The organism is Larkinella bovis, from assembly GCF_042655385.1.
Lineage (GTDB): Bacteria > Bacteroidota > Bacteroidia > Cytophagales > Spirosomataceae > Larkinella > Larkinella bovis.
The window spans coordinates 72388-89954 of the sequence record NZ_JBHSMA010000004.1 but is presented as its reverse complement, the minus strand read 5'-3'; the positions used below and the strand labels follow the sequence as shown (position 1 = coordinate 89954).

The 17567-nt window shown below is 53.5% G+C and carries 15 protein-coding genes; 11 read left to right on the top strand and 4 right to left on the bottom strand.

Translation table 11 applies throughout. From position 1 onward, the window contains the following. Window positions 1-6: 6 nt before the first annotated feature. The 4 genes from ACFPMF_RS14225 to ACFPMF_RS14210 all read left to right on the top strand — a co-directional run bounded on the left by ACFPMF_RS14225 (window position 7) and on the right by ACFPMF_RS14210 (window position 3216). Window positions 7-705 carry an RDD family protein gene (locus ACFPMF_RS14225; RefSeq protein ID WP_379846084.1) on the top strand — a complete coding sequence of 233 codons (699 nt, stop codon included), beginning with the start codon at window positions 7-9 and terminating at the stop codon, window positions 703-705. Between the two features lie 90 nt (window positions 706-795). Beyond that, on the top strand, window positions 796-2001 hold the full coding sequence (locus ACFPMF_RS14220; protein WP_379846082.1) for a M20 metallopeptidase family protein: 1206 nt from the start codon (window positions 796-798) through the stop codon (window positions 1999-2001). A gap of 145 nt (window positions 2002-2146) precedes the next feature. Further along, window positions 2147-2650 (top strand): SixA phosphatase family protein, encoded by a 504-nt coding sequence (locus tag ACFPMF_RS14215; protein ID WP_379846080.1) that lies wholly within the window; start codon window positions 2147-2149, stop codon window positions 2648-2650. A 98-nt stretch (window positions 2651-2748) separates the two neighbouring features. Continuing rightward, complete coding sequence (locus tag ACFPMF_RS14210) at window positions 2749-3216, top strand: lysozyme family protein (RefSeq protein ID WP_379846078.1); 468 nt, start codon at window positions 2749-2751, stop codon at window positions 3214-3216. A 68-nt stretch (window positions 3217-3284) separates the two neighbouring features. Here ACFPMF_RS14210 and ACFPMF_RS14205 read toward each other — a convergent pair whose 3' ends face one another. From ACFPMF_RS14205 to ACFPMF_RS14195, 3 genes are read right to left on the bottom strand one after another with little or no spacing between them, the layout of a single operon-like run. Further along, complete coding sequence (locus tag ACFPMF_RS14205) at window positions 3285-4433, bottom strand: TonB family protein (RefSeq protein WP_379846076.1); 1149 nt, start codon at window positions 4431-4433, stop codon at window positions 3285-3287. Between the two features lie 7 nt (window positions 4434-4440). Next, window positions 4441-6423 carry a TonB family protein gene (locus ACFPMF_RS14200; RefSeq protein WP_379846073.1) on the bottom strand — a complete coding sequence of 661 codons (1983 nt, stop codon included), beginning with the start codon at window positions 6421-6423 and terminating at the stop codon, window positions 4441-4443. Continuing rightward, window positions 6420-6791, bottom strand: coding sequence for a BlaI/MecI/CopY family transcriptional regulator (locus tag ACFPMF_RS14195; protein WP_379846071.1), 372 nt, complete (start codon window positions 6789-6791; stop codon window positions 6420-6422). The genes ACFPMF_RS14200 and ACFPMF_RS14195 overlap by 4 nt, the downstream gene beginning before the upstream one ends. Window positions 6792-7104: 313 nt before the next feature. Here ACFPMF_RS14195 and ACFPMF_RS14190 point away from each other — a divergent pair, with 313 nt between their 5' ends. Beyond that, complete coding sequence (locus ACFPMF_RS14190) at window positions 7105-7707, top strand: Fic/DOC family protein (protein ID WP_379846069.1); 603 nt, start codon at window positions 7105-7107, stop codon at window positions 7705-7707. Here the strand turns inward: ACFPMF_RS14190 and ACFPMF_RS14185 are convergent. Further along, window positions 7691-7843, bottom strand: a complete 153-nt coding sequence (locus tag ACFPMF_RS14185; protein WP_379846066.1) for a hypothetical protein — start codon at window positions 7841-7843, stop codon at window positions 7691-7693. The genes ACFPMF_RS14190 and ACFPMF_RS14185 overlap by 17 nt on opposite strands. Before the next feature lie 124 nt (window positions 7844-7967). Here ACFPMF_RS14185 and ACFPMF_RS14180 point away from each other — a divergent pair, with 124 nt between their 5' ends. The 6 genes from ACFPMF_RS14180 to ACFPMF_RS14155 all read left to right on the top strand — a co-directional run bounded on the left by ACFPMF_RS14180 (window position 7968) and on the right by ACFPMF_RS14155 (window position 17559). Continuing rightward, window positions 7968-8543, top strand: a complete 576-nt coding sequence (locus tag ACFPMF_RS14180; RefSeq protein ID WP_379846064.1) for an RNA polymerase sigma factor — start codon at window positions 7968-7970, stop codon at window positions 8541-8543. A 107-nt stretch (window positions 8544-8650) separates the two neighbouring features. After that, window positions 8651-9691 (top strand): FecR family protein, encoded by a 1041-nt coding sequence (locus ACFPMF_RS14175; protein WP_379846062.1) that lies wholly within the window; start codon window positions 8651-8653, stop codon window positions 9689-9691. 343 nt (window positions 9692-10034) lie between these two features. After that, a complete protein-coding gene (locus ACFPMF_RS14170) occupies window positions 10035-13385 on the top strand; it encodes a TonB-dependent receptor (protein ID WP_379846060.1) in 3351 nt (1116 codons plus the stop codon). 84 nt (window positions 13386-13469) lie between these two features. Then, window positions 13470-14903, top strand: coding sequence for a RagB/SusD family nutrient uptake outer membrane protein (locus tag ACFPMF_RS14165; RefSeq protein ID WP_379846058.1), 1434 nt, complete (start codon window positions 13470-13472; stop codon window positions 14901-14903). Between the two features lie 109 nt (window positions 14904-15012). Further along, window positions 15013-16395, top strand: a complete 1383-nt coding sequence (locus tag ACFPMF_RS14160; RefSeq protein ID WP_379846055.1) for an FAD-dependent oxidoreductase — start codon at window positions 15013-15015, stop codon at window positions 16393-16395. 9 nt (window positions 16396-16404) lie between these two features. Next, the gene (locus ACFPMF_RS14155; protein ID WP_379846052.1) at window positions 16405-17559 is read left to right on the top strand and encodes a hypothetical protein; all 1155 of its coding nucleotides are present in this window, start codon (window positions 16405-16407) and stop codon (window positions 17557-17559) included. Window positions 17560-17567 lie beyond the last annotated feature (8 nt).

Genomic DNA, 17567 nt, shown 5'->3' with positions numbered 1-17567 from the left:
GATCGTATGGCGGTTTCCATTCAGACATCCCAAAATGTGACGCTGGAGTACGAGCCTGCCAGTCTGGGTGACCGGATTCTGGCGCTGCTGCTCGATTACCTGATTTTTCTGGGCTGGCTGATTTTGTTTCTGATTCTGGTGTCGCAGTTTCCAGCCGCGTTTCGTAGCAATTTCTGGACCGGTTTATTGCTGTTGTTGCCGTTCATGCTCTACGATTTGCTGTGCGAACTGTTCCTAAACGGGCAAAGTCTGGGGAAAATAGCGATGAAAATCCGGGTGGTCATGCTCGATGGTTCTCCGCCGGGCCTGGGTGCCTACCTGCTCCGCTGGTTGCTCCGGCTGATCGAATCGCCCCTGTTTTTCAGCGGGTTGGTTCCGCTCATTACGGTGGCTATCAACGGCAAAGGGCAGCGGCTGGGGGATATTGCCGCCGGAACCACAGTGGTGAAGCTGACCCGCCCCGTTACGCTCGCGCAGGTGACCTACAACGCCCTGCCCGTGGATTATCAGGTGCGGTTTCCGGAAGTAGCCCAGCTTTCGGATCGTGATCTGAACATTATTCGGGAAGCCCTACGCGTGAACAATCCCGAAGTAAGTGGTTTAGCCGCCAACAAAGTAAAACAAGTCATCGGCGTTCGCTCGGAACTGGACGATACCACGTTTCTGCGGACGCTAATCAGTGATTATCAGTTTTTAGCAAATTAAGTACCCACGGGCTGAAGGCCGTGTTTCTTGAAGGTCTTAACTGACTAGAATTTTAAAACACGGACTGAAGTCCGTGGGTACATTCAGGCTATGAAAGAACAAATTAAAGCACTGGCCCGGCACTACGCGGCCGACATCATTGCCAACCGGCGTCACCTGCACGCCCACCCGGAACTGTCGTTCAATGAATACAATACGGCCCGATTTGTGGCCGAGCAGCTCAAAGCCATCGGTCTGACGCCCCAGGAAGGTGTGGCCGGTACGGGGCTGGTCGCTCTGATCGAAGGACGCGGTGGCAACGGCGCGTTGTCGGAAAACCGGGTGGTCGGTCTGCGGGCCGATATGGATGCCCTGCCGATTCACGAAGCCAACGACGTGCCCTACAAATCGACGGTCGAAGGCGTCATGCACGCGTGCGGCCACGATGTGCATACCTCGTCGCTGCTGGGAACGGCGCGCATTTTGCAGGAACTCCGCGATCAATTCGAAGGAACCGTCAAACTGGTGTTTCAACCGGCGGAGGAGAAAGCCCCCGGTGGTGCTTCGCTGATGATCAAGGACGGCGTCCTGGAAAATCCGGCTCCGGCCAGCATGATTGGTCAGCACGTGGCCCCGAACGTGCCCGTCGGGAAGATTGGTTTTCGGGAAGGAATGTACATGGCCAGCACCGACGAACTGTACCTGACCGTAATCGGTAAAGGGGGCCACGGGGCCATGCCCGACCAGTTGGTTGATCCGGTTTTAATTGCGTCGCACATCATCGTGGCGTTGCAGCAGATCATCAGCCGCAACCGCAAACCGGCGAATCCGTCGGTGCTGTCGTTCGGGCGGTTTATTGCCGACGGGGTGACCAACGTCATTCCAAACGTGGTAAACATTGAAGGAACGTTCCGGTGCATGGACGAAGAATGGCGGGAAGACGGTTTACGGCGAATGAAAAAAATGGCCGAAGGCATGGCCGAAGCGATGGGCGCCCGCTGCGAATTTACGGTCGTACGGGGCTATCCCTTCCTGAAAAACCACCCCGAATTGACCCGGCGCATGCGTTCAGCCGCGACCGAGTATATGGGAGCCGATAACATTGTCAACCTGGATTTGTGGATGGCGGGCGAGGACTTTGCCTTTTATTCGCAGGTGGTCGATTCGTGTTTCTACCGGCTCGGAACCCGCAACGAAGAACGCGGCATTGTCTCCGGTGTGCATACGCCCACCTTCGATATCGACGAATCGGCGCTGGAAATCGGAGCCGGTTTGATGAGCTGGCTGGCGGTTGAGGAGTTAAGAGTGAGGAGTTAAGAGTGAGGAGTTAAGAGTGAGGAGTGAAGAGTGAAGAGGGAAGAATAGAAGAGGGAAGCTGATCGGAATTTGCAATTCCGATCTTTGCGGTTTCGGATTTTAAATCCGAAACCGGTAAACGTTCACATAACTTGTTGGTAACACGATGAAATATAGCCTGTTGCTGGCTCTGTTCCTTGGTCTGGCATCCTGCTCGACCTCCAACGTTTTTATTGTCCGGCACGCGGAGAAAGTCAGCGAGGCCGATACCAGCAGTTTGACCCGGGCAGGTTTCGAGCGGGCGCAGGACCTGGCCGAGCGGCTGGAAGACGAACGCATTAGCCTGATTCTGACCACGCCGTACCGCCGGACGCAGCAAACCGCCGGTCCTCTGGCGCACCAGCTCAACCTGCCGATCACCTCCTATCCGGCCACGCCAGCGAGCGCCGTGGTCGAGCAGATACACCGGGCAAAAGGGAAAAATATACTGGTGGTAGGCCACAGCAACACCATTCTCGACATTGTCAAAGGACTGGGGGGCCAGCCGGGCCGAACACAGATCGAATCCGGTGATTTCGATAATTTGTTCATCGTGACGCTGCAAAAAAGCCTCCTGGGCCGGTCGGTTCGGCTGCGGGAAGAAACGTACGGCCAACCGACTGCTCCCTAAGGAATCCAATTAACTGCCTGTTTGTCTAAAAAAAAGGCAATTTTTTGGCCGGTTTGGGAGTTAAGAATATAGTACTAACCCAAATTCAAATTCGTTTAATGAGTTTTCGAAGAGTGCCGTTGTTCTTTGTTTTTTGTTTGGTGTGGCTGCTGAAAACCGGTAGTGCGTTTGGACAGGAAACCGCGTCGGTGACAGCCGGCTCGAATTTTCCCAACCGGTTTACCGGTCGTCAGATTGTGGTCGAGTTGGGCAGTGGCGAAAACCGCTCCGAATACCGCTTGCTGGATACCGGCTTGTTGTATTACCGGAAAGGCTCCGAAGGGCCGTTTACGCAGTTGGGGCAGCAGAAGAAAGACAGTACCCAGAAGATGTTTGCCCGGCTGGAGCAGGACTGCAAGATTAAAACCGCCAAACAGGAAAAGCCCGAAAAACCGGATGTGACCATCACCTGGAAAAAGGCCAAAACCGAGTTTGCCGTGGGGTGGGAAAATGGAAAAGCCCCCGATGTATGCGAACGGTTTTACGAACGGTTTATGGAAATGTTTCCTAAAAGCCGGAAGAAGTAACCCGCAAAAATCCCCGGCACCAGCAGCGTCGGGGATTTTTGTGTTTTTATAAACCAATCGTTAAATCATCAGGGGTTGGAAGGCGTTTTGACCGAGATATACACGGTTTTGTTCTTTGTGTCGAAACTGCCTTTGTACGCGTATTGATCCTGTTGAACATACTCGTCAAAACTGACTGACTTGCCGTTGACGACAAACCGGTTGTAATCCTGGCGGATTTCTTCGTAGAATTTAGGGTCCATTTTGCCGTCGTCCTCCGTGGCCGCGGCCGTGGTTTTTGGAGCTTCCGCCAATTCAAACCGGATCGGCAGGTTGTATTTTACCCGCACTACTTTTCCGTCCTGCATGGCCGGTTTCCAGCGCGGCATGGCTTTGATCACCCGAACCGCTTCTTCGTCGGCCCCGAAACCAATGCCTTTCAGAATCTGGATATCCTGAATGCTGCCGTCGGTGTTGACCACGAATGAGACAAACACTCTTCCGCTAACCTGCGCCCGTTTGGCCGCTTCCGGGTAGCGTATGTTTTCCGACAGGTATTTCCCCAGATTGGCTATCCCGCCCGGGAATTCGGGATTCTGTTCAACTACGGTAAAAATTTCACCGTTGCCATCATCCACGGGTTTCCGATCAAGCAGATCCGTGATGTGGCTGTTCCTGACGTGCTTCGGAATTTTGGGTGTGCCGGTCCAGTAAGTGGATGGTGTACCGTCGGTGGGCTGGGCGAGCCGGACGTAAAGCGCATCCCGGCCATTGACCGGCACTTCGATGCTCTGGTGTCCGACGAACGAAACAACCAGGGTCCCGTTGCCGGGCACGTTGAATTGGTACTCACCGTTGGCGTCGGTGCTGGTGCCCGTCTGCGATCCTTTCAGCACGATGTTGGCCCCCGGGATCGGTTTGTCATTGGAACCAAAAATCTGCCCGGAAACCGTTATCGGCTCAGTACTGACTACCTCTTTTTTTGACTGATCTTCGCAGGCGGCTACGAAGACGAACAGACTGGCAATCAGCAGGGTTGCAAACCCGTATTTGGCGATGGCCCAGCGACTGGTTTCGGATTTCTGTAACATGAGAATGCGTTGTTTTAAGGTAGCAGATTGGAAGAATGGCGTTACAAATGCCGACGGTTTCGGTCCGAAGGTGTAGGCAATCAGCCGGTTGTCGAGCCGCCGTTGGCAGAACCGCAGCCGCGTGGATAAGGGTTTGGGGGCTTTCATGGCAGCGTTATTTTTTGGAGGTAGCCTTGATGGTAAACGAAGGTTGACCGTGGTCAATCTCGACGCTCTGGATGCGCTTGGGGTCCAGTTTTTGAAACTCTTCCCGCGTAATGGTTTTATCGTCCAGCATATAAACCGCCGGTTTGCCATCCGTATCCGGTTGACTGGCCTGCCGGATGGTTGCCCCCATGACATTCTGTTTGGTGGTCACCTCAATCACGCCATTTTTACCTTCATCGCCGTAAAGCGAGGTCGCCGAAGCGCCTTTCAGCACATTAATGGACTTAATGCCGTTCGGCTCGACCGACGAGTTTAAGGATTCGGTAGCGGCCAGTTTTGTACCATCGACCACAAAGAGGGGCCGGGTCTTGGGATCATCACTGAGCCCATTTCCGAAACTAACACTGACGTTAGGGTTGCCTTTATCTTCCCAAACTCGTCCGGTTCGTTTGTCTTCTTTTTGCTCCTTTTCCAGCGCAAAATGAATCGGGAGAACATATTGAGCCGATACGGTTTCTCCGTTCTGGATACCCGGTTTCCAGCGCGGCATCTGGCTGACCACCCGGACGGCTTCTTCGTCGCAGCCCGATCCGATGCCCTTTTTCACGCGCAGGTCGGTGATGTCGCCCGTCTTTCCGACCGTGAATTGCACGAAAACCGTTCCCTGTGTATGGGCCTGACGGGCCTCCGCCGGATACCGAATGTTTGTTGCCAGGTATTGCCCCAGCGCCTGCATACCTCCCGGAAACTCCGGACTTTGCTCGACCACGGTAAACACGGGACCATTTCCGGCTGGACGGGAAGCGGGTGGGGGCGTTGAGGTAGCTGCCGGTTTAGAAGAGGGTTCATACCCCACGACTACGACGGGTTGCAGCGATTTGACCGCGACGGTCAGCGTAAAATCCAGCGTTGTCTGGCCAGAAACTGTTCTTTCCTGACTTTCATAGCCCACATAACTGGCAACGAGTTTGGCGCCTTTGGGAACCTCCGTTAGTTTATAATGGCCCTCGGCATCGGTTTGGGCTCCCTTGGTTGCGCCCCGGATAACGAGTGTAGCACCCGCCAGCGGTTTGCCCTCTGCGTTCGTTACTTTGCCGGAAACCGTAATTTTTTCGTCCGAAACCGGGGTTACCAGTTGCGAGATTTGGTCGCGGGCGGTGGTCATGGCCAGCAGGCTCAACAGCAGCGGCAACACCAGCACATATTTTCCCAGCGCCCAGCGGCTGGTGGTTCGGCGTTGCAGCATCCGAATCCGTTCCTTAATCAGCGAGGGTTTGAAAAAACCGTTCGTTAAGGTATTGGGTTGGACGCCAAAGGCATACGTAACCAGAAAACGGGCATACTCATGCTTGTCTTCGGCCTGGGCGTCGGCCAGAAATTCGTGCACCTGCTGAATCGACCGTTTATATAAAACCAGAACCGGGTTCATCCAGAAGAAAAGCTGCACCGCTTCCAGCAGCAGCACATCAAAACTGTGCCATTGCCGGATGTGCACCAGTTCGTGGGCGACAATGGGCGTATTGTTGGTCTGAGCATCCCGGCGACACAGCACCAGATACCGGAAAAATGAGAAAGTAGGCACCCGCTCGTCGGCCGGCAAAACCAGCGTGTAATCGTCTACCTCGTGCCGCTCGGAGCGCCGAATGAGCCGGCCAATGCCCGTTACCTGAATCAGCAGCCGGAACAGCAAAACCGCAGCGACCAGGCCGTACGCCCAGCAGCCGATGATTTCCCAATCCGGCCCGGTCGGTTCCGCGGGCGCCATCACCGAAACCGGCAGCGAGAAAGCCGCAACGGGCACCGGAATCGTCTCCACGGTTTCCTGGGGAAGTTCGATGAAGGGCAGCACCAGTGAAAGCAGCACCGACGCCAGTAAATACGCCCGGTTCAGCCGGAAAAACGTGTGTTGCCGCAGCCACAGCCAATAACAGGCGTAGAACAGCACCAGAAACAGATTGGCTTTCAGCAGGTAGTCGAGGGCCGGGTTCATGATTCTTTTTTACGGTTTAGGAGTTCGATGATTTCGTCGGTTTCTTTCAGGCTCAGGTTGCGGTCCTTGACGAAAAACGATACCAGTTTTTTCAGGGAATTGTCGAAATAACCGGACATGAGCTGTTCCATTTCGAAGCGTTTGTATTCTTCCTCCGTAATCAACGGGTAGTATTCGTGCGTTTTGCCGTAGGCGCGGTAGCCCACTAACCCTTTCTTTTCGAGAATGCGGATAATCGTCGAAACCGTATTGTAGGCCGGTTTGGGGTCGGGGAGTTCAGCCAGAACATCTTTAACAAATCCCTTTCCCAGTTTCCACAATACTTTCATGATTTCCTCTTCGGCATTGGTCAGTTCGCGAACTTGCATATCGGATCAATTAGCGTTGCTGGTTGAGATAATCAAACGTACGACTAATAAATTAGTTTTACAACTAATTTATTAGTTTTTTGTTTGAAAAAATGTTTTTGTTGGATTTCAGGCATATTCAGCCTGCGGTTTTAACCGTGGGATTGGTGCCAAAAACGAATGCGGCAGGAACCGTTGAAACGGTTCAGGAAGGCTAAACCGTTTCAACGGTTCGGGCAGTTGGGGAGATTTTTTTCATAATTTATTGGTAGATTCTCCGTCCTTTGTAAACCAGCCTGGTGACTATAACATTGGCCTATAACCCACCCGATTTATGAAAGATCCAATGCGGTTTGACCCAAACGAGCCACTTCCGAACCGGCTCAACTTAACGAGTGCCGAAGCAATCGGCCTGTCAGAATTTGAGGGATTTCTGAGGGCGGAGCTCCTGCTAACCGAGGAGCTAACCAGCCGGACTCGGTTTAGCTGTCCGTACATTTGTAAAATGCATAAACTGGCGCTGGGACATTTATACGACTTTGCCGGTAAATGGCGCGATGTCAATTTATCAAAAGGCGGTTTTGTCTTTGCGGCTGCTCATTTTTTGCCAAACAGTATGCAATCACTGGAAACTGCGGTATTGGCCAAACTACCCAATCGTTATTCCGATCCGGACTCATTGATTCACGATCTGGCCGTCGTACACGCCGAATTACTCTTCATTCATCCGTTTCGGGAAGGTAATGGCCGGACTGCCCGTCTGCTGGCTAATTTAATGTGTCGAAAGCAAGGACTCAATTCGTTGCACTGGGAGAAAATTGAGCCGAATGAAGGGGCTGAGATTTCGTTTACGAGTTATATCCACGCTGTTCAACAAGCAGCGGGACAACAGTATGAGCCCATGAAAAACATCATGAAGACTATTTGGCCCGCGTAGTTTCGACTTTCCGCAGGGTAGCAGCTGCCTGCTCCGGTGAAATCTGGATTTTCTCGATTCGGAAAGATGCCACCGCCGAGCGCAAAATATCGGCCCGAACTTCGGAAGTAAGGATGTGCTTCGAAAGCCGTTTCATAGAACAAATTTACGCTTATTCTGGCGAAAACCCGTACCGAAAACGGGCCGCAAGCAAAATTAAAACCGGGATTTTTTGAAATATTTCGGGGTTTATTACAATTTTGTTGATAAACTTCTGCCTGATGTCCCTACAATCGTTCACCGACGCCGAATTGTTGGGTCTGCTCCGTGACGATGACGAGCAGGCTTTCAGGGCGTTGTATGATCGGTACTGGTACAAAATGTACGTGACGGCCCACCGTAAGCTGCGACGGAAAGATGTGGCCGAGGAACTGGCACAGGAACTGTTCGTGATGCTCTGGCAGAAACGCGATTCGCTGCGCATCATCAATCTGCCGGCGTTTCTGGGCGTGTCGCTCAAGAATTTAATGATCGACTACATCCGCCGGAACATTCAGGAAGAACACTACATGGATCAACTCCGGCAGTTTTTTCCCGCCGAAACGTTTTCCACCACCGAAACCGTGCAGTTGAACGAACTGACTGAAGCGATTCAAACCGCGTTGGCGCAACTCCCCGAGAAAACCCGCGAAGTGTTTATTCTCAGCCGATTTGAACACCTGACCATCCGCGAAATCGCTCAGCGGCTGGACCTCTCCGAAAAAACCATCGAGTACCACCTTTCCCGCTCAACGACTTTTCTGCGCCGGAATCTGCGCGATTTTGTAGCGGTCTGGGTGCTGTTTTTCCTCTCCTGACCGGCTGATTCTGAGTCATCTGAAAAAAAATCGCAAAAAAAGTCTATTTCGTCCTAGGGAATTTTCGGGTTTGTTCGTCTAGGCTTTTGAACGAACGACAAAAGCCGATGGATCGCGCACATTACCAGGAGCTACTGGCCAAATACCTGAAAGGAGAATGTTCCGACGAAGAACGGGCATTGCTCGACCAATGGTACGCATCGCTGGACTCCAACGTGGATCTACCGGCCACTGATTCCGAAAAACAGCGGCTTCTGGATCGCAACTGGCATTCGCTGGCCGATCGGACGATTCGCGATCGGGCGGTGATCCCGATGCACCAGCGGTTCCGGTTGCGGCCCTACTGGGCGGCTGCGGTTGTCCTGCTGGTGGGCTGCGGCTTGGGGTGGTATCTGGCCCGACCGTCCGGCTCGGAAATACGGGCACCGCGCGAATCCGTTTTGGAACCACAAACGACGGTTCTGGAACGCATAAATCGCTCGACCCAGCCCGAGCGTCTGGTGCTGAGTGACCAGAGTGTGGTGACGCTGCAACCGGGCAGCACGCTACGGTATCCGGCGGTTTTTGCCAGCGAGAAACGCGAGGTGACGCTGATTGGCGAAGCTTTTTTTGAGGTCGAGAAAAATCCGCACCAACCGTTCCTGGTCTATTCGCACGACCTGATTACGAAGGTGTTGGGAACCAGTTTTCGCATTAAAGCCTATCCGACCGATCGGAATGTGCAGGTGGCGGTTCGGACGGGGCGCGTGTCGGTGTATTCGCCCAAGCTGGTGACCGAGAACCGGGTTAAATCCGATCCCGAAACCATCGGCGTGGTGCTGACTCCCAACCAGCAGGTCACGTATCTGGATCAGGAACACCGGCTGGTGAAAACGCTGGTGGAGAAACCGGCCATCCTCGTTCAGCCGAAGCAGGTGCCGACGTTCACGTTCCAGAATGCGCCGGTTGCGGACCTTATAACCGCGATCGAAACCACCTACGGGGTGGATGTGGTGTACGACGAGGAACTGATGGCGAACTGCCACATAACCACCTCGCTGGACCAGGAAAATCTGTACGATAAATTGACCATCATGTGTAAGCTCCTGGGGGCGACCTATAAAATTATTGACGCCCAGATTGTTATTTCCAGCCCGGGCTGTTCGTAGCACCGCTACGGTTTTCGGTCTTCCGTTTACGGGTTGTCGTCGATGGTTGATAGAAAAGGCAATCAGACCAGTGAGAAAGATGTAAAAAGGACCTCGTTGATTTTCAGTTGATTGATAGATAGTTCAATTTGGCAGGCATTCACTAATATATCCAATTATGCAGTATAAACCGTAAACCGAAAACTGTAAACCGAAAACCCAAAAAAGGAAGGTCGGCGATGGGTCCAAGCATCGCCGACCGGATTTGGCCCCTACTGACGGTTTCCGAGCCGACGCATCCTCGCAGATGGGTACAGGGGCGTTTTGTCTTTGCTTAAATCCCTAAACAAAAACGATCAAAGGTATGAAATTACCTCGACTCAATCACGCATTCGTCCGAACCCTTATGCGGATCACATTTATCCAACTTCTCTGTGCCTGGCTGTTCGTAGGAATGACCTATGCCGAAACCGCCAGAGCGCAGGCTGTACTTGAGCAGCCCGTTACGTTGTCGGTTGCCAATCAGGAGCTTAGCGCTGTATTGTCCCGACTGGAAAGGGTTGCGAAAGTGACGTTTTCCTATATCCCGCAGCAGATTCAGGCCGACCGGCGCGTGTCGATCAACGTCGTGAACCAACCCTTATCGACGGTTTTGGACCAGTTGTTCCGGAACGCGGCAGTCAATTATGAAGTAGTGGGCAAAAAACAGATTTTGCTCAGTAAACCGCCCGCGTCGTCGCCCGCTCTGCCCGGTATTTCCCCCCGAAACACCCAGCTTCAGACCGAACAATCCCTCGACCGGGATCTCTCCGGGAACGTAACGGACGAGAAGGGGGAAGGACTACCGGGCGTGAGCGTGGTAGTGAAAGGCACGACGCGGGGAACGACCACCGACGGCGACGGTAAATACCGGCTGAACATTCCGGACGGGGAGGCTACGCTGGTTTTTTCGTTTGTCGGTTATCTCAATCAGGAGGTCGTTATCGGTAACCGGACCAGCCTGGATGTTCGGATGCAGGTGGATACGAAGAGTCTGGAGGAGGTGGTGGTGGTCGGTTACGGAACCGTCAAGAAAAGTGACCTGACGGGATCACTGGCGCAGGTAAAATCCAAAGAATTGAATGCCTATCCGGCCACGAACGTATTGCAGGCGCTGACAGGGCGGGCCGCCGGGGTGCAGGTGCAGCAAAATACCGGCGCTCCGGGGGCTGCGGTCAGCGTCCGGATTCGCGGCACCAACTCGGTTCAGGGGAGCAACGAGCCGTTGTATGTGGTTGACGGTTTTCCGATTTCGGGCAGCAACCCGACCATTCTGAACAATGCCGATATTGAGAGTATGGAAATCCTGAAAGATGCGTCGGCAACGGCCATCTACGGATCGCGGGGTGCGAACGGGGTCGTGATCATTACGACCAAACAGGGAAAATCCGGCAAAACCCGCGTCGATCTTGAAACCAGCTACAGTGTGCAGAAGCTCCGCAAAAAACTGGACCTGATGAATGCGAAGGAATACGCCCAGTTTTACAACGAACAGGCCACTAACGACAAGCTGAAACCGTATTTTACGCAGGACCAGATCAATAGTTTTGGCGAAGGCTTCGACTGGCAGGATCTGGTGTTTCAGAGTGCACCGATGAAAAACACCTCCCTGAATGTGAGCGGAGGAAACGATAAAACGCAGTTTTCTTTGTCAGGAAGTGTTTTTGACCAGGACGGGATTGTGAAGGGCAGTGATTATAAACGTTACTCGTTGCGTTCCAACGTCAATCACACGATTAGCCGCAAATTCAGCGTGAATTTTTCCGGAACGTTATCGCGGCTGAATACGGGCCGGAAAGATAGCGGGGGCGGTAGCCGGGGAAACTCGATGATTGCGGGCGGTCTTTCGGCCCCCCCTACGCTGACGCCGTATAACGAAGATGGCAGCTACCGAATTCTGGCAACGGCGTATCCGTTTGTGGCCACGGACATGATCAATCCGCTTAACTTTATCAACGAAGAGAACAACCGGACCAAAGCCAATGTTGCCCTGCTCAATGCAGCGCTGGTGTTCAAACCCATCGAGGACATTACCATTAAAATTTCGGGCGGTATCGAAAACCGGGACGACCGGACCGATAACTACCGGACGCGTAAGTTCGTCAATTCGCAGGGCAGCGCCAGTGTTTCGACGGCTCAGGAAATGAGCCTGTTGAGCGAGAATACCATCAGCTACAACAAAACCTTCAACCAGAAACACAGCGTAGCGGCTGTCGCCGGTTTTACGTACCAGGACTTTACTCGAACCGCCCTGTCGGGAAGTGGCACCGGTTTTCTGAGCGATGCTTTCGAGACCTATGATCTGTCGGCCTCCATTACGCCGGGGATTCCGGGGTCGGGTTATTCCAAATGGAGTTTACTGTCGTACCTGGCGCGGGTCAATTATTCCTACGATAACAAGTATCTGGCCACCGTCAGTTTTCGTCAGGATGGTTCCTCCAAATACAGTGAGGGCAGCAAATGGGGCTCGTTTCCATCGGCAGCCCTGGCCTGGCGGGCATCGAATGAAGAATTTCTGAAAAACCACCCCTTCATTTCGGATCTGAAAGTGCGGGCGAGCTGGGGTCTGACCGGAAGCCAGGCCATTTCGGCCTACGCAACCCTGAATCAGTTGAATTCGGGCAAGACGGTTTTTGGCGACGCGCTGTACAATACGTTTGCCCCGGGAACGCTTTTGCCGGGCAACCTGAAATGGGAAACGACCGAACAGAAGGACTTCGGGGTTGACCTGGGGCTGTTCAGCGACCGGATTGTGGTGACGGCTGACTATTACGTGAAAAATACCCGGGACCTGCTGAATACCGTTGCGTTGCCGTCGTCACTGGGCTATACCAGCACCATCAAGAACGTCGGCGAAGTTCAGAACCGTGGTTTGGAGTTGGGGATTGATGGCCGGATTCTAACCGGTGAATTCAAATGGAACGCTAACGCCAATATTGCCTTCAACCGCAACAAAGTCATCAAATTATACGATGGTCAGGATATTCTGGGCGGGCAGGTTGGTGTGGTGGTCATCAACGACGTGACCAGCATTCTGCGCGAGGGGCGGCCCATCGGCCAGTTTTGGGGGTATGCCGAAGACGGCTATGACGAAAAAGGGAAAATCAAATACAAAGATCTGGATGGCGACGGAAGCATAACAGTCAAAGACAAAACATACATCGGCAATCCCAATCCGAAGTTTATCTATGGCTTCAACTCTACTATGTCGTATAAGAACTTCGAACTAAACCTGTTTTTGCAGGGTGTTCAGGGGAATAACCTGTTCAATGCCAGCGCAATGGGGAGTACTATCGACTACGGTTTCGGGTTGAACATGCCCCGCGAGGTATTCCTGGATCACTGGTCGCCAACGAATCCGAACGCCAAGTATCCGATTATCAGCAACAGCGTCAACGCCCGGGCGTCGGATCGCTACATCGAGGATGGTTCCTTCCTGCGTCTGAAAAATATTCAGTTGTCATATACGCTACCCCTCCAGGCCTGGAATGTGAATTGGGTACGCTCCGTACAACTCTACGCCAGTGGGCAAAACCTGCTGACGTTCACCAACTACTCGTGGTGGGATCCGGATGTTAATTCGCGGGGCGGCTCCAACTCGACGGCGCAGGGGATCGACTTTTACAGCTATCCAACCGCCAAATCCATCACCTTCGGCCTGCGGGTCGGCTTTTAACAATGAGCGAAAGAGTGGATGAGCGAAAGAGCGAAAGCTTCACGTTCATTCTCTCACTCTTTCGCTCTTTCACTTTTTAACTACATGAAAAAGATATTATTCCTTCTCCCGGCTTTGTTTCTGATGGCGTGCGAAGATGCGCTGAAAGAAGAACCGAAATCACTGGTCGTTGAAACGTTTTTCAACACGGCGGCTGAAGTGGAAACCGCAGCCAGCGCCATTTATTCGCCCCTGCGTAACACGAATATGAGCGTCTACGAAGCCACCCTGGAGTCGCAGACCGACTACGCGTTCGGACGCGGAAGCTGGGCTCCGCTGAGCGATTTTCAGGGCTTTAATGATGCGAATATCACGCGGGTGGCCGGTTTATGGAACACCTTTTACCTCAGTATCCGCAACGCCAACCTGGTGATTCGGAGCGCGCCGAAGGGGGCGGCCATCAGTCCCGCCGATGTCGCTAAATACGTGGGAGAAGCCAAATTCATGCGGGCTTTCAATTACTTCCAGCTGGTGCGCAACTGGGCGGGTGTTCCGATCCGGACCGAAGCCAACATGGACGACATTGATCTGAAACGGAGTACGGCGGAGGAAGTCTACGCCCTGATTCTGGCGGACCTGAAAGAAGCCGAAGCCAGTTTGCCGGACAATCCCGCCGTTGCGGGCCGACCGACGAAGTGGGCCGCTAAAACCCTGCTGGCGGATGTCTACCTGCAACTGGGCCAGTTTGCCGAAGCCCGCGATAAAGCCGATGAAGTAATCAAATCCAACAAGTTCTCGCTGGTGCCGGTGGTCACCAAGGAGGATTTTCAGACGAAAGTGTGGGGGCCGGATCTGGTTTCGACCTCCGAAGAAATCTTTTACCTGAAATACGCCCGGCAGGTCAGCCAGGGCAATTACATGCTCTGGATTTCGAACCACCCCAACACCAAACTGTTCAACTTCGGCGGGGCGTATGCGGTGTATGGCGACGCGTCGAATTCGGTGTATAAAGCCTGGGATGACAACGATTTACGGAAAAAGCTGTGGGATATTGTCGATTTTGGTCTGGGCGCAACCACGCTGGTGAGTTCCAAATTTATTGATACGCAGGCCGTTGGTCAGAATGGAGCCGGAAATGATGATCCGGTCTATGGCTATTCGGATGTCCTGTTGATTTACGCCGAAGCGGCTAGCCGGGCGGGCAACGGACCAACCGCGGCCGCGATGGAAGCGCTCAACCAGGTGCATCGCCGGGCCTACGGAAAACCGGCAAATGCACCTTCAACCGTTGATTATAAACTGGCCGATTATAATGCCGCCACCTTCTGGGATCTGGTGTTGCGGGAGCGGGCGTACGAATTCCAGCTCAGTGGCAAACGCTGGCTTGATCTGAAACGTACCGGCAAAGCCAAAGCGGTTATTCTGGCGGCTAAAGGCAAAAACGTTGTGGATAAACACCTGCTGTGGCCCATTCCGGTTTCGGAAATGAACTACAACAAAGGACTCGACCCGGCCAAAGACCAGAATCCGGGGTATTAAAAAGTGAGCCGGTTTACGGTTTTCTGTTTACAGTGGGCTGACACCTGACTGAACGCGTTAGCCACCTTAAACCGTAAACGGAAAACCGTAAACCAAAAACCGCAAAATCATGGAAAAGGTAAAAAGAAGATCGGCTCTCACGGCGCTCGGCGCACTGTCGCTGGGGATGACCACGCCGGGGCTGGCGAAAGGGGAGGTGGTGGCCGAACCCTATAAATTACAGAAGAAGACCCTGAAAACCGATATTCTGGTCGTCGGGGGTGGAACGGCGGGCGTGGTGGCGGCCATTCAGGCGGCCCGGGCCGGTCGGAAAGTTATTCTGGTCGAAAACGGCAGCCAGCTGGGTGGGACCACCACCACCGGTGGCGTGGCGTTTCCGGGGATTTTCTTCGCCTGGGGCAAACAGGTGATCGGCGGTATTGGCTGGGAAATGGTGCAGGAAGCCGTGGCGCTGAACGATGATACACTGCCCGATTTTTCGATTCCGCACGGTCGGCATCATCCGCGCCATCAGGTGCGCCTGAACGGCCAGCTGTATGCCATGCTGATTGAGGAGAAAACCATTGAAGCGGGGGTGCAAATCCGGTTTTACGAAACGCCTACTTCGGCGGTTTTCCAAAAAGGCAACTGGGTCGTGCAAACCGTCGGAAAAGGAACCAGTACGGAAATTGTGGCCAATCAGGTGATCGACTGCACGGGCAACGCCTACACGGCTTCGCTGGCCGGGTTTACGCTGCTGCGCGAATCGGTGACGCAGCCGGGAACGCTCATGTTTCAGATTGGTGGCTACGATTTCAAGTCGCTGGACCTGAAGATGATTCAGGCGCGTTATCAGGAAGAAATCAAGAAAGGGAATCTGGTGAAAGCCGATTTCCGGAACAACATTGTCGGTTTGCTGAGAAGCGCCGGGGATAACATCCAGCACGTGATGGGGGCCGATTCCACGACCTCGGAAACACACACGAAAGCCAATATCGACGGCCGAATGTCGCTGCTGAAAACCCTGCGGTTTTTGCGGACGCTGCCCGGTTGCGAGAAGACGAAAATTATTGACGTTCAGAACGAAACCGGCGTGCGCGAAACCTACCGCATCGATGGGTATTACAAAATCACGCACGAAGATTACGTGACCGGCAAAGTGTTCGACGATGCGGTTTCGTATTCGTATTATCCCATCGACGTGCACGACGAAAACGGTGTGGTCCCCGATCATTTAAAAGAAGGGATCGTTCCCACGATTCCGCTCCGGGCGCTGGTCCCGAAAAACAGCCGGAATTTTCTGGTTGCGGGGCGTTGCCTGAGCAGCGACCGGCTGGCGAACTCGGCCCTGCGCGTGCAGGCATCGTGTATGGGCATGGGGCAGGCGGCCGGGGCGGCTGCCGCGCTGGCCAGCAGGCTGAACAAAAGTCCGCTGGAGGTGCCGTTCGCGGATCTCCGGAAACTGATTGAAGAACACGGCGGGATTGTACCGGGTTCGGCGCAAAAAGGCTGATTTTAGCGTATGAAGAGCATTCAGAGATTCGGGTTACTCAACGTACTTTTCGCGGGAATGCTGCTGTTTCCGGCCTACCGAAGCCAGGAAACCATTCGTTATTTTCAGACGCAAACCATTTCGTTACAGCCGGATACCATTCAGGCGTATATCGTCGATTTCAAGGATGATGTCGACAACGACACCTTGTTTCAGGCGCGGTCGAAAGAAGGGTATCCGGTGTTGTATTTCCGGAAAATTAAAACTAGTGTCTGCTTCGACAACAAATGCCGGTTGCTGGACATTGTGGTGTACTGGAACGTAACCGGTCGGTATCTGGGGTATGAATTGCCGAAGGGGGAATTTCTGAGTAAAACCGAGCATGAACCGTTCAAACCGGAGGAATACAACCGTCTGAGCGATCTGCTGTCCGACCCGCTCTCTCCGCTGGCGAATTTTTCGTACGAGGAACTGGTGCCAAAGCCTGCTTCGGCGGCTGGTGATCTGGATGCGGTTTCGTCGGCTACGGCCAAAAACGTACTGGATTACGTGGTCGAAGGCGCGGTTTATACGACGTATAAGCTGTGGCACATTGTGTATGGACCGGCGCAGAAAGAAGTGACGGAGCTGACCGAAAAGCAGCTATCGCCCGGTTTTTTACTGAAAATTCTGGAAAGTCCGGATGCCAGCGATAAACTCTGGGCGCTCAACCACATCCGGAGCTACGTTGAGCTAACGCCGGAATTGCAACACGTCCTCCTGGGTTTTATCGATAACAACCAGTTCAACCGGGCCGAACGGGCCATTCATGCGCTCAGTCCGGAAGCGCTGAAAAACGATGCCCTACAACTGGCGCTGCTGGAAAAATATGGCCGGGTAAACTACGCCCTGAAAAATCAGCTCATTACCAAACTCAGGGAAGCGCCCCGGCTGAGCAATCCCCTGAAAACCGCCCTGGCGCGGTCGCTGGTCTCGGCCAACGGGGAGTTGCTGAGCAATACGCTGGATCTTTTCCAGCACCACCGCGTGGCCGATCCCGAAACTGGCCGGATCATTGCCGGTCTGTTGCAGAATGACAATAATTTCCTGTCCCGAAAAGCGTATACCTACCTGAAAAATGTGAAAATTGAGGACCGGATCGTTGAGGAACAACTCAATGCTTACCGTGTCAAACACAATTTGTAGCGCCGGAA